Genomic DNA, 13181 nt, shown 5'->3' on the forward strand with positions numbered 1-13181 from the left:
CGCGACGCCTCCTTTTATTATCATTCGCCCAGAACGGTGCCGGGTAGCAGTTGTGTTCCCCTTAACACCTGAGCGACTTCCATCGCCTTCTTGCCTGCGGGCTGAATGACCGTCAGCCACAGGCTTCCCTGGCCGGTAGCCACCTCAATCCCTTCCGGAAGAGCCTGAAGTATAGTCCCGGGTGCGGCCGCCGATTGCTTCTTCTGCACATCAGAGACAGGCTTGCGGCTGGCCCAGATCTTGAGCACCTCTCCGTTCCAGGTTGTGAACGCTCCGGGCATCGGATTCAGGCCGCGAATTTGATTGTACAATTCCGCAGCGGGACGGCTCCAATCGATCCGCTCATCCTCTCTGCGGATATTCGGGGCCTGAGTCGCCTGTCCATGGTCCTGGGGCACAGCCTGAATGCGCCCGGCCAACAGATCGGGAAGCGTGCGCTTCAGCAGATCGGCTCCGGCCAGACTAAGCTTATCGAATAACGTACCGGCGGTGTCCTCATCTTCTATCGGAACCTCCACCCGGCTGATCATATCCCCGGTATCCAGGCCCTCCGCCATATACATAATGGTGACTCCCGTTACCTTCTCTCCCCGCAGAATCGCATGCTGAATCGGCGCTCCCCCGCGATACTTGGGCAGCAAGGAGGCATGCACATTAATACAACCATGCCGCGGGAGCTCCAGCAGCGATTTGGGCACAATCTGTCCATAGGCCGCCGTTACAATCAGGTCCGGCTCGAGATCACGAATCTGCCCGACCGCCTCTGCCGCGCGGATTCGCTCCGGCTGCAGCACGGGAAGCCCATGGGCCAGGGCAACTTCCTTAACCGGAGGAGCGGTCAGCACCCGTTTGCGGCCCTTCGGCCGGTCCGGCTGAGTGACCACCGCCTTGACCGGATAATTATTTTCCAGCAGCATCTTTAAAGAAGGGACGGCGAAATCCGGCGTCCCCATAAATACGATATTCAAGTCAGCCTCAATCCCCCTCTTCCGATTCGCTGCGGTACGTCTTTTCAGCCAGATCGGTGAACAGGACCCCATTCAAATGGTCGACCTCATGCTGGATGCAGCGGGCCAGCAAGTCGGTTCCTTCCAGCTCGAATTCCTCTCCGTTCCGATTGAGCCCCTTCACCTTTACTCTCTGGGCGCGGCGAACATCGCCGGTCAGCCCCGGAATACTCAAGCAACCTTCCGGTCCGAACTGCTCGCCTTCTCTCTCAATAATTTCCGGATTGATCAGCTCGATCAAGCCGTTCTCATCTCCGACATCCATGACGATGACTCTCTTCAATATTCCGACCTGGGGAGCAGCCAGACCGACCCCTTGGGCGTCATACATCGTCTCGGCCATATCGTCCAGCAATTTGTGTATGTTCGGGGTTATTTTGGGAACCGGCTTAGCTTTTTCCCTCAGTACCGGATCCGGATCTTTAACTATGATGCGCAATGCCATAGGAGCACCATCCTTTATTCAAGTTCAAACATCGTATTCGCCCATCCGCCCGCTACATTAGTAAATACGGGTCGACATCCACGCTGATTTGCAGCCGTTCCTGCCTGACCAGATCGTCGAAGGAGGAGACCGCTTCGCGGACGCGTTCGGAAACAGACGTATCTTTCCGATATTTTATCAGACATTGAAACCGATATCTATCTTTGATGCGGGAAATGGGAGAGGCTACCGGCCCCAATACTTCCATATCCGACAGGACTCCGGTACGGGCCGCTTCCGCAGAGGCCATCTCCTTCACCCGGGCGGCGAACGTTTCCGCCGTTCTGACGAGCAGAGGAATCTGCTCATGCGACAATGTCACCAGGATCATCCGGCAGTACGGAGGATAATCCCTCAGCTTTCTCATCTCCAGCTCGGTGTGCACGAAGGAATGAAAGTCATGCCGACTGGCACATTGAACGCTGTAGTGCTCGGGAGTGTATGTCTGCACGAACACCTCTCCGGGCAGATGATGCCGGCCTGCCCTGCCCGCCACTTGAGTCATCAGCTGGAAGGTTCTTTCCGCCGCACGGAAATCCGGCAGATTGAGCATCGTATCCGCCGCAATCACTCCAACCAATGTCACGTTGGGGAAGTCAAGGCCTTTGGCTACCATCTGCGTGCCCAGTAGGACATCCGCCTGCTGGTTGGCAAATTGGGTCAGCCATTTCTCATGGGCTCCCTTCTCGCTGGTCGTATCAATATCCATCCGGATGACGCGGATTCCAGGGAACAGCTTGGCGAGCTCTTCCTCCACCCGCTGGGTTCCGGTCCCGAAGTAACGGATATGCTCGCTTGCGCAATTAGGGCAAACTTGGGCCTGCCTCTCGGCATAGCCGCAGTAATGGCAGCGAACCGCCTGCGAGCTTTGGTGATAGGTCAATGAAATATCGCAATGAGGGCAGCTTAGCGTATATCCGCAAGTGCGGCACATGACGAAAGTGGAATAACCTCTACGGTTAAGCAGCAGAACCGTCTGTTCCTTGCGCTGCAGCCGCTGTTCGATAGCGTTGTATAACGGCCGGCTGAACATGGAACGATTGCCGTCCTTGAGTTCGCTTCTCATATCTACAATATGCACCGGAGGCAGGGGGCGTCCTTCCACCCGGTCCTTCATGACCAGCAGACGATACTTGCGGCTGGCCGCCAGGGCTTCCTCATCCGCATCCGGATGATCCGGCTTCTCTTCCGCCGCTCTCGCATAGCTCTCGAGCGAGGGGGTGGCGGAGCCCAGCACCACCGCCGCACCGAAATAACGGGCCCTACGAATGGCCACTTCCCGTGCATGATACTTGGGGCTGTCTTCCTGCTTATAGCTCGATTCGTGCTCCTCATCGAGAATGATCAAGCCAAGTCTGGTGAAAGGGGCAAAAACCGCAGAGCGCGCACCGATGGCCACCTTCACTTGACCAAGCGTAATTTTGCGCCACTCATCATATCTTTCTCCTTGTGACAGACGGCTGTGCAGAACGGCCACCTGATCGCCAAACCTTCCCTTGAACCTCTCCACCATCTGGGGAGTCAGAGAAATCTCCGGAACGAGCACGATGGCTTCCCTGCCGAGGTCAAGGCACTGCTGAATGGACTGCAAATAGACTTCCGTCTTGCCGCTTCCGGTAACCCCATGCAGCAGAAATACCCGGTGAACAGAGTTCGTCAGGGAACGCGAGATCGAGCCGAACACCTTCTCCTGTTCCGGTGTGAGAGGCAGCGGGGCCGTCCGCCGGAAGTCCCTGTCCGCATAGGGGTCGCGGAATACTTCCACCTCCCGGATCGAGATCCAGCCTTTATCCGCCAATCCTTTGACCGTGCCGGCCCCGACCCCGAGCTTCTTGGTCAATTCCGCGAGCGGCACCGGATGCGGGTTGCTTCGCAGATAGTCGAGCACATCCTTCTGCCGGGCCGCCCTGGCCGGAAGCTCTCCCGCATACTGCTCCAGCAGCTCCGGCGGTTCGGGAGGATATACTGTAAGCAGCTTCTTCCGGCCGACCCGGTCGCGAATCGAATTCGTCTCGCTGAACCGGCCTTTGCGTATCTGCTCCTTGATCCATTCTCCCTCTCCCGGATAGCGTTGGATGAGGTCATCCAGCGGCACACTGCCCTTCGCTTCCAAATACCGGATCAACTCGAGCTGCCGTGGAACAAGAAAAGCCAGCTCCGACTCCTCATACGGTTCCAGCCGTACCAGCCGCTCGTATTTCGCTTTCAGTGCACCCGGAATCATCGCTTGCAGCGCGGTAATTTCATGGCATAGATAGGTGCGGCTGACCCAGCGCCCCAGCTCCACCAGCTCCGGAGTCAGCGGAGGGTGGGCATCCAGAACACCCGCAATATCCTTCAGTTTGCCGGCGGCCACGTCGGGCCGTTTCGTCAAGTCGACGACAAAGCCCTGAACCGTGCGATTGCCGAATGGAACACCTACCCTGCTGCCTACTTCCACCCACGGAATCAGCGCAGGGGGAACGAAATAGTCATAAGGGCGGTTCGTCTGCCGGGAGGGCACATCGACAATAACCTTAGCATACATTTAACGCTCCCCTCCCGCAGATGGGAGGCGTTCAGCCGCGAGCTTCAGCAGATGCCGGGCGACCTCGCGCTTGGACAGAATCGGCAGCCGCTCCACATTCCCGTCCTTGTCCAGCAAAGTAACGATGTTCGTATCCGTACCGAAGCCGGCTCCTTCGAGAGTGACATCGTTGGCCACCATCAAATCGCAGTTTTTGCGGCGCAGCTTGTCCAGCCCGTTCGCCTCCAGATCATTCGTTTCCGCGGCGAAGCCGATGACGTACTGCTTGGTTTTCCGCTCTCCGATTTGTTGCAGAATATCCGGATTTTTGACCAGCCGGATGGTCATTTCCTCGTCTTTCTTCTTGATCTTGACGGGAGAGGCTTCGGCCGGACGATAATCGGCCACAGCGGCCGCCTTGATAACAATATCGACGTCTTTCAGCCTTTCCATAACAGCCGATAGCATATCCAATGCGGAAACAACCGGAACGAACTCCACTCCTTCCGGTCTGGGCAGAGAGGAAGGTGCGCTGATCAGAACGACCTCCGCCCCCATCCCCCGGGCCTCTTCGGCAACGGCATAGCCCATCTTGCCGGAGGAATCGTTCGACAGGTAACGAACCGGATCCAGCCTCTCCACTGTCCCGCCGGCCGTCACCAGCACCTTCTTGCCCTGCAGGGGAAGGTCCGGCTGAAGCATAGCAACGATCGCTTCATAAATCTGCTCCGGCTCCGCCAAACGGCCTTTGCCCACATAGCCGCATGCTAACTGGCCTTCTCGAGGCTCGATAAAATGTACCCCCCGTTCTCGAAGGGTTTCCATATTGTTAAGCACCGCCGGGTGCTCGTACATATGTACATTCATCGCGGGGGCAGCAAGAATGGGGGCCGTCGTAGCCAACAGTGTCGTGCTTAACATATCGTCCCCGATGCCCAGTGCCATCTTGGCTAATATATTGGCCGTAGCGGGAGCGATAACGACCAAATCCGCATGATCGGCCAAATCGATATGGGAAACAACGGACGGGTCCTTCTCCTCGAACGTATCCGTCATGACATGATGCCTGGAAAGAGTCTGAAACGTTAACGGCGCTACAAACTTCACAGCCGATTCGGTCATGATCACTCTGACATCGGCCCCAGACTGCGCGAGCTTGCTGCACAGCGATACCGCTTTGTAGACCGCAATCCCGCCGCTTACGCCCAGCAGAATCGATTTCCCTTTCAAAATCATGCTTCTCATCCTTTCTCCACGTCCATTATAATCCGGCAAACCAGACAAGCTTCCTTCGTTATAAACATTATCTAGGCATTCCAGGCAGCAAGGATAAACGGCCGTCGCCGTCCTTAGGACAGGCGCGTTTACCGATGAAATATAAGAACAGGTATATGGCGAAACTTATACTTTTTTTAAATAAGCACCCAAAAAATGACGTGCCGCCTCCGAAGCATATTCTGTCCGCATCCTACCGGGGTTGGCGTTTAAACCATCCTCCAAGCTCCGTCACTTTATACAATTTCGACCTCACACCCATGCTTGCAGAAAAAAATAACAACCTCGAAGGGTTGTTCAAGCATTGCAGGCAGAAGATGCCGTTATTCGTTCTTATGATCTAGTTTCTCGTAATAAATATAATCGGCATATAATTCTTCCAGGGCGACTCCTACCGGCTTGTGTGATTTGGGATTCTCCAGCTCCGAGACGGCCCCCTCCCTCAGCATTCTGGCCCGCTTGGCCGCGGCCACCACCAGGGAATATTTACTGTCTACTTTGGTTAACAGCTTATCGATAGATGGATATAGCATTTACAGCACCTCTTCGATCCATTTTTTTATTTTGGGAAGATACCGCTCTTTCTTGCAGTGTTCGGCGACCATAATTGAGCGGATACGGTTGCAGGCAGCTTCGACCTTATCGTTGACAATGATGTAATCATAATGCTCGGATAAGCTGATCTCCTCCACTGCGGCCGTCATCCGCTTACGGATCGTCTCCTCCGATTCGGTGCCCCGGTTTGTAATGCGGTTCTGCAGTTCGTCTATCGAAGGAGGAAGCAGGAAGATAAAGACGCCTTCCGGGAACTTCTCTTTCACCTTAAGCGCTCCCTGTACCTCAATCTCCAGAATGATATCTTTGCCGGATGCCAAAGTCTGTTCTACAAATGCTTTAGGCGTTCCATAATAATTACCCACATATTCCGCCCACTCCAGAAGCTCCTCATTATCAATCATGGACAGAAATTGCTCCCGGGTCTTAAAAAAGTAATTGACCCCGTCGATTTCGCCTTCCCGAGGAAGCCTCGTGGTAGCGGAAACTGAATAAACGAGGTCTTTGGACATGGAGCGAAGAGCAGAGCAAACCGTCCCCTTCCCTACCCCGGAAGGTCCGGAAAGAACAATGAGAATCCCTCTTTCTTCGCCTCCCCACTGACATTCCTTATTCGTCATGATCATCTTCCTTGTTGGAGAGTCGGTGGGCCACCGTTTCCGGCTGAACTGCAGACAAGATGACGTGATCGCTATCCGTAATAATAACTGCCCGGGTACGCCTTCCATAAGTAGCGTCTATCAGCATATGACGGTCCCGCGCCTCCTGTATTATTCTTTTAATGGGTGCAGATTCCGGACTGACGATCGATATGATCCGGTTGGCGGAAACAATATTGCCGAACCCGATATTAATAAGTTTAATAGCCATTCTGTTCCTCCCAAAAGTTTTGCCCTGACATCGCCTTCTCAAACGTCTGTCTGGGTTCGTCAACAAGAAAACAAAGCATATCAACCGTTGAAAAAGCGGTTCGTGCCCCCTGCGCCGCAAGGATAAACGGCTATCGCCGTCCTTTGGACAGGCGCGTTTACCGATGAATTATAAGAACAGGTATAAGGTGAAACTTATATTTTCTTATATTTCAAGTAAACCCGGCAATGATAACCCTCTTATAAAGCTATTCCCTCTGCCGGGGGAGCCGGCTTTTCAATTATGCTAATCGCCATAAGCGCTATGCCTTCCGGATATCTATTTAAACGAGTGTGACAAGCAGCATATCTCTATTCTAAATTCTGAACCTGCTCGCGGATTTTCTCCATTTCCGCCTTCATTTCTACAACGAGTGCGGCAATTTCCGCCGAATTCGCTTTGGAGCCAATCGTATTGGCTTCCCTGTTCATTTCCTGCAGTAAGAAATCCAGCTTGCGGCCGGCAGGTTCCGACCCTTCTCCTATACGATCGAAATGATCGAAATGACTCTTCAATCTGGTGATTTCTTCCATAATATCGGCTTTATCCGCGATTAATGCCACTTCCAAAGCCAATCTTTGTTCATCTATCGAACGATCCTCTAATAAAGTGCTCAGTCGCTGCTTTAACTTGCGATGATAATCGTCAACGACTGCAGGCGCCAATTCCTCAAGAAGCGCAACCCGTCTTCTTAAGCTCAGTAATCGCTCTTTAATATCCGCATGCAAATGAGCCCCTTCTGTTTCTCTCATAGCAGCAAGCTGCTCCAGCGCTTCCTGAAGAGCATCCGTCATGGCCTCCTCGACCAGATGAATTTCGTCGGCGTCTTCCTTGAAAGCCAGCAGATCGGGAATGGACAACAGGTCCTGAATCGCGAGCTTCCCATCCAGCGAATATTTGTCCGCCAATTGCCGCGATGCGGCCAAATAGGCATCTGCAAGAGGCCAGTTGATCTCCGCCTTCTGAACGGATGCGGAATCCCGCTCCATAAGAATGGACAATTCCAGCCGGCCGCGAGTAATCTTCCCCTGAATCAGCTTCTTCAAGCGCTCTTCCATATAGCTCCACTGCCGGGGAATACGGACTACAGTTTCCAGAAAACGATGGTTGACGGACTTGAGCTCCAACTGGATTCCGTACCCGCCCGCCTGACGCAAAGCTTGTCCGAATCCGGTCATACTGCGCAGCATCTGCATCACATCCATACCATATTTTAATTGATTTTACTTGCCGGTACAAGGGGGTGAGAACGATTGGTCTTGCTCCAGACGTACCTTGTCAGCTCCGCGGTCATTTCATAGTAAAGCATCGGCGTCATGAAGTAAAATCCTTTAAAATACTTTAACGCTGTATCGATAAGCTCCTTGGCTATTTCGACCCCTTCTCTTCTTCCTTCTTCCCGTTCCAGCCCCTTCATCCGCTGCCTTACCTCGTCGGAAATCCGGATTCCCGGCACCTCGTTATGCAGAAACTCGGCATTCCTTCCGCTGACGAGCGGCATAATTCCGATAAAGATCGGAACGCGGATGTGCTTCGTCGCTTCATACAGTCTTTCTATCATCTCGGGCTCATATACCGGCTGCGTCATGAAATAGTCGGCTCCGGCCTCGATTTTCTTCTCCATCCGCGCCACGGCTCTCTCGATATATTTCACATTCGGGTCGAATGCGGCGCCGATGACGAAATTGGATTTATGCTTGAGAGCCTTGCCGGAGTAGGCTATTCCTTCATTCAATTGCTTCGCCATCCGGATCAATCCGAACGAATTGAGATCATAGACGGAGCTTGAGCCCGGCAGGTCCCCGAATTTGGCCGGATCGCCGGTCAGACAGAGAATATGATCCATCCCCATGGCATGCAGACCCATCAAATGAGATTGCATTCCGATAGAGTTGCGGTCCCGGCAAGCTATATGAACAAGCGGCCGGATGCCCAGCTTCTCCTTGACCAAATACCCGGTAGACAGGTTGCTCATCCGGGTCATGGCCAGCGAGTTATCGGCCATCGTGATCGAATCGACCCCCGCTTCCGCAAGCGCCGCCGCTCCTTCCATAAATTTGTCAATGGACAGTCCTCTGGGCGGATCCAGCTCCACAATGATCGTATGCCGCTCGCGAACAAGATCGACGATCGTCGGTTCCGTCCCTCCCGGTTCTCCTGCGCTGACGGACGGATTCAGCCGATCTGCTGCCGGCTTGGCCTCCACCTTCAACCCGACCGCTTCAGGCCGTGCCCCTGTGCCTTCGGTCTCCAACGCTCCATCCTGGTTCCGGCCCAGCCGGTAACCGTCCAGCGCTTGGGCGATCGCGGCAATATGGTCCGGAGTCGTGCCGCAGCAACCTCCGATGATGCGCGCGCCGCGGTCCGCGAAGCGGAGCGCTGTGTCGGCCAGATATTGCGGAGTGGCGGTGTATGTGAACTGCCCGTCCACAAGCCCGGGCAATCCGGCATTGGGGAACACCGAGAACGGCAGTCCTTCTATCGGCCGCAGCTTATCCAGCGCGCGGAGAATGCCCATAGGCCCGCTGTGGCAATTGAATCCGACCACATCGGCTCCGGCTTCCTTGAGTTTGACGAAGGCCTCTTGCAGAGGTACGCCGTCCTTCGTTACGCCTCCGCCTTCGGTGGCGAATTGACAAATAACCGGAATCTGGCTCGCGCGGCGAATCCACTGCAGGGCCAGCAAGATTTCTTCCAACTCGTAGAAGGTTTCGAGCAGAATGCCGTCGACATTTTCCTCCAGCAAAGCTTCCAATTGTTCAACAAGGTCCGCTTCGATTTGCTCGCGGGTCAGGCTTTTGCGCTTGCCTCCCCGTACCGGGCCGACAGCCCCTACGACATATGCGTCTGTCCCGGCGGCCTGGCGTGCCAGAGCAACCCCTGCCCGGTTGATCGCCGACACTTCTTGCTCCAAACCGTATTTAGACAAATTTTCCCTATTCGCGGAGAAAGTATTCGTCTCTATCAAACGGGCACCGGCCTCGTAATACTTGCGGTGCACATCCTTAATAACCTCCGGCTTGGTCAGGTTGAACTCCTCGTAGGAGACACCAATGGGAAACCCAAGCTGATACAGATATGTCCCCATAGCCCCATCGCCGGTTATGATCTGCTCCTGAAGAGCCTGTTTTAAATTCGGCCTCATTCCTCATCCCACCCATTATGCATCTTATCCAGCAGTTTCTCTCTATCTGCATTGAACTCATTATAGCGAAGCCGATATCGGGGAACTCGATGGAGGCGGCTCCATCGGATTATAGCAGTCTATGTGCAAAGTTCTCCCTCCGATAAGGCACTGCCAAAACAACAGAACGGACCGGCGGCTTGCAGTCCGGACAACCGGGGACTGCTATCCGCCGGACCGGCCGGCTTGACTACTTCAATATTAAGACTAAATCCCGCTGGATACCGTGTTATTCACCGAAATTTATAGTTGTGCCACTATCATATCGTAAAAGATCGGGAATGCATAGCCTTTTCTGCCTAAAAGAATGGATCTCCCGGCATTAAAGCGGTTATTGCCGCTTCTGCCCGTTTCCTGCCCGCGATCCTAACGTTGCCGCGCCTTCCCGTGAAGTAATTATCTCGTAATCGGTCTCGAGGTGTAACGCGCTCCCTTCTTATTGGAACGACCGGACATAATGCTGCCGAGTCCCATCAGGAAGGTAGGTATGGAGGCCATAATCAGCACGAGCACCCAATCGGCGAAGTTCAGGCTGACCGTTTTGAAAATTGGCTGGAGTGCTTCAATATACACGACTCCGAGCAGCAGCACGATGGAGGATAGGACCGACAGCACCAGGTACTTGTTCTGCAGCGGATTGCGATGAAAGATTGAGCGGGAGCTGCGGCAGTCGAATACATGAATGAGCTGAGCCATCACCAGCGTGGCAAATGTAACGGTCTGCGCTTTCATCAGATGACCGGGATCACCGGGATTCTGGCGAAGCGTCAGCCAGAAGGCCGCAAGCGTACACAGACCGATCAATACTCCGCGGCTGATGATTTTCCATCCCAGCCGGCGTGCAAATATATTTTCTCTGGCCGGACGGGGCTTCTGCTGCATCAAATCCTTCTCGGCCTGATCGACGCCGAGCGCCATAGCCGGGAGCCCATCCGTAACCAGATTGACCCACAAGATTTGGATCGGCACGAGCGGCAGCGGCAGCCCTGCCATCATCGCCAGGAACATCGTCAAAATTTCCCCTACATTAGATGCAAGCAAATAGCGGATAAATTTCCGGATATTCTCATAAATTCCCCGTCCCTCTTCAATGGCGGCGACGATGGTGGCGAAATTGTCGTCGCTGAGAATAAGAGCAGAGGCTTCTTTGGAGACATCCGTGCCGGTAATGCCCATGGATATGCCGATATCGGCCGCCTTGATGGCCGGGGCATCGTTGACGCCATCTCCGGTCATGGCCACGACATGACCTTTCTTCTGCAGCGCTTTGACAATCCGCAGCTTATGCTCCGGAGATACCCTTGCATAAACGTAGATCTGCTCCACACTCTTATCAAGCTGCTGGTCCGACATAGAGCTGAGCTGCGCCCCGTTGACAACGAGTCCGTTGGCCGGAAGCATTCCCAATTGCTTGGCGATCGCCTCCGCCGTCGTTTGATGATCTCCCGTAATCATTACCGTGCGTATGCCGGCTTTCTTGCATTTATGAATCGCTTCACGCACTTCTTTGCGCGGCGGATCGATCATTCCCGCCAACCCGATAAAAACAAGATTCTTCTCGGCATCCTCTTCGCTCTGGCAAGAATCCGCGGACTTAAGCTCCCGGTATGCCATTCCCAGCACCCGCAGCGCAGACTTGGCCATTCCTTCGTTGGCGGCAAGCACCTTCTGCTTCATCGTATTGGTGAACGGGATGACCTTGTTGTCCCATAACACATAATTGCATCGCTCTATCAGCATATCCGGGGCACCCTTGGTGTAGATCACCCGGCCGCCTGAATCGCTGACCACGACGGACATCCGTTTGCGTTCGGAGTCGAAGGGAAATTCCTTAATCCGCTCCGTCTCCCCGGGCTCAGACGAGTTTAGTATTCCGGCCTTGGCACTCAGGACAACCAGCGCTCCTTCGGTGGGATCCCCGTTAATATTCCAAGTGGCGGCTTCCTCGCCTTTCGCTTTTTTGCCCTTGCTTTCCTGCGGGCGAATCTCTACCAGCCTGGCATTATTACAGTAGGCAGCCACTTTAAGAAAGCGGTCGAGCATCGGTTCCCGGGCCGCATCCAGCTTCTTGCCCTCATAGACGATTTCCCCCTTGGGCTCGTAGCCCTCTCCGGTCACCTCCAGCAGCCGCCCGCCAAGCCAAATGTGCGTGACGGTCATCTTGTTTTGGGTTAGCGTCCCTGTTTTGTCCGAGCAAATCACCGAGGCGCAGCCCAACGTTTCTACAGAGGGCAGCTTGCGTACGATCGCTTTGCGCTTGATCATCCTCTGCACTCCCATAGCGAGCGCTATCGTCACTATGGCTGGCAGGCCTTCGGGAATTGCCGCCACCGCGAGCGTAACTCCCGCCAGGAACATTCCGTAGGCAGGCTGGCCATGGGTCAACCCGGCAACGACCACCATAACGGTCAAGCCAAGGGCGACGAGAATAAGGATTTTCCCCAGCTGCTCCAGACGATACTGCAGAGGGGTCTGCATCTCCTCTGTATTCTGAATCAGGTCGGCAATTTTGCCCATTTCGGTCTCCATCCCGGTCCGGATGACGACTCCCCTGGCCGTGCCTCGGGTAATAAGCGTCCCCTTAAAGCCAAGATTACGCTGATCCCCTACCGGAAGCTCCTCGCCAACGAGCCGTTCCTCCATTTTGCTGACCGGAACGGATTCTCCTGTCAAGGCCGACTCTTCCACATATAATCCATTGGCGGCCAGCCAACGGACATCGGCCGGAACCCGGTCACCGCTTTCCAGCAGAACAATGTCGCCCGGAACCAATTCAACCGCCGCCAGATGCAGCAGGTTTCCATCCCGGATGACTTTGGCCGTCGGCGCCGAAAGCTCCTTCAATGCCTGAAGGGACCGTTCCGCTCTGAACTCCTGAATGAACCCCAGCACACCATTCATCAAAATAATGGCAATGATCGTGATGGCATCCAGGTATTCCCCCAGCAATCCGGAGATTAGCGTCGCCCCCATAAGCACAAGAACCATGAAATCTTTGAACTGGTTTAAGAATAACGTCACCGGCGATATTTTCTTCCCTTCCGCCAATACGTTATCCCCGACCGCCGCACGGCGTTTTTCCGCCTCGGCTTGTGTCAGCCCTTGCCCGCTATCGGTCTCCAGCAGCTGCAGCGTTTCGTCCACGGACATCTGGTACCATTTTTTCTGACTCATCCGAATTTCCCTCCTACTGTTTTGCCCTGGCAAAGCTTCCTAGATCCTCTCGGACAGACTTCTAGAGTAAATCTATTCAGACGAGCT

Annotated in this window: 10 protein-coding genes; all 10 read right to left on the bottom strand. The window is 54.4% G+C overall.

Annotated features, from left to right (window positions below; genetic code table 11):
• Positions 1–20: 20 nt before the first annotated feature.
• On the bottom strand, positions 21–968 hold the full coding sequence (fmt, locus tag ACFQ03_RS00375) for a methionyl-tRNA formyltransferase (protein ID WP_379285380.1): 948 nt from the start codon (positions 966–968) through the stop codon (positions 21–23).
• Positions 969–975: 7 nt separating this feature from the next.
• Positions 976–1452: a peptide deformylase gene (gene def / locus ACFQ03_RS00380; RefSeq protein WP_144933548.1), complete on the bottom strand. Its 477-nt coding sequence runs from the start codon at positions 1450–1452 to the stop codon at positions 976–978.
• A 52-nt stretch (positions 1453–1504) separates the two neighbouring features.
• Positions 1505–4018, bottom strand: a complete 2514-nt coding sequence (priA, locus tag ACFQ03_RS00385; protein ID WP_150959710.1) for a primosomal protein N' — start codon at positions 4016–4018, stop codon at positions 1505–1507.
• The gene (gene coaBC, locus ACFQ03_RS00390; RefSeq protein WP_379285445.1) at positions 4019–5230 is read right to left on the bottom strand and encodes a bifunctional phosphopantothenoylcysteine decarboxylase/phosphopantothenate--cysteine ligase CoaBC; all 1212 of its coding nucleotides are present in this window, start codon (positions 5228–5230) and stop codon (positions 4019–4021) included.
• A gap of 365 nt (positions 5231–5595) precedes the next feature.
• Entirely contained in the window at positions 5596–5805 is a 210-nt protein-coding gene (gene rpoZ / locus ACFQ03_RS00395) for a DNA-directed RNA polymerase subunit omega (protein ID WP_144933550.1), read from the bottom strand.
• Positions 5806–6447, bottom strand: a complete 642-nt coding sequence (gene gmk, locus ACFQ03_RS00400; protein ID WP_144933551.1) for a guanylate kinase — start codon at positions 6445–6447, stop codon at positions 5806–5808.
• A complete protein-coding gene (gene remA / locus ACFQ03_RS00405; RefSeq protein WP_023483007.1) occupies positions 6437–6697 on the bottom strand; it encodes an extracellular matrix/biofilm regulator RemA in 261 nt (86 codons plus the stop codon). The genes gmk and remA overlap by 11 nt, the downstream gene beginning before the upstream one ends.
• A 350-nt stretch (positions 6698–7047) precedes the next feature.
• A complete protein-coding gene (locus tag ACFQ03_RS00410) occupies positions 7048–7926 on the bottom strand; it encodes a YicC/YloC family endoribonuclease (RefSeq protein ID WP_225312625.1) in 879 nt (292 codons plus the stop codon).
• A gap of 23 nt (positions 7927–7949) precedes the next feature.
• Positions 7950–9881 (bottom strand): bifunctional homocysteine S-methyltransferase/methylenetetrahydrofolate reductase, encoded by a 1932-nt coding sequence (locus ACFQ03_RS00415; RefSeq protein ID WP_144933553.1) that lies wholly within the window; start codon positions 9879–9881, stop codon positions 7950–7952.
• A gap of 435 nt (positions 9882–10316) precedes the next feature.
• A complete protein-coding gene (locus tag ACFQ03_RS00420) occupies positions 10317–13094 on the bottom strand; it encodes a calcium-translocating P-type ATPase, SERCA-type (protein ID WP_379285385.1) in 2778 nt (925 codons plus the stop codon).
• Positions 13095–13181 lie beyond the last annotated feature (87 nt).

It is taken from the genome of Paenibacillus residui (assembly GCF_042677205.1).
Taxonomy (GTDB): domain Bacteria; phylum Bacillota; class Bacilli; order Paenibacillales; family NBRC-103111; genus Paenibacillus_L; species Paenibacillus_L residui.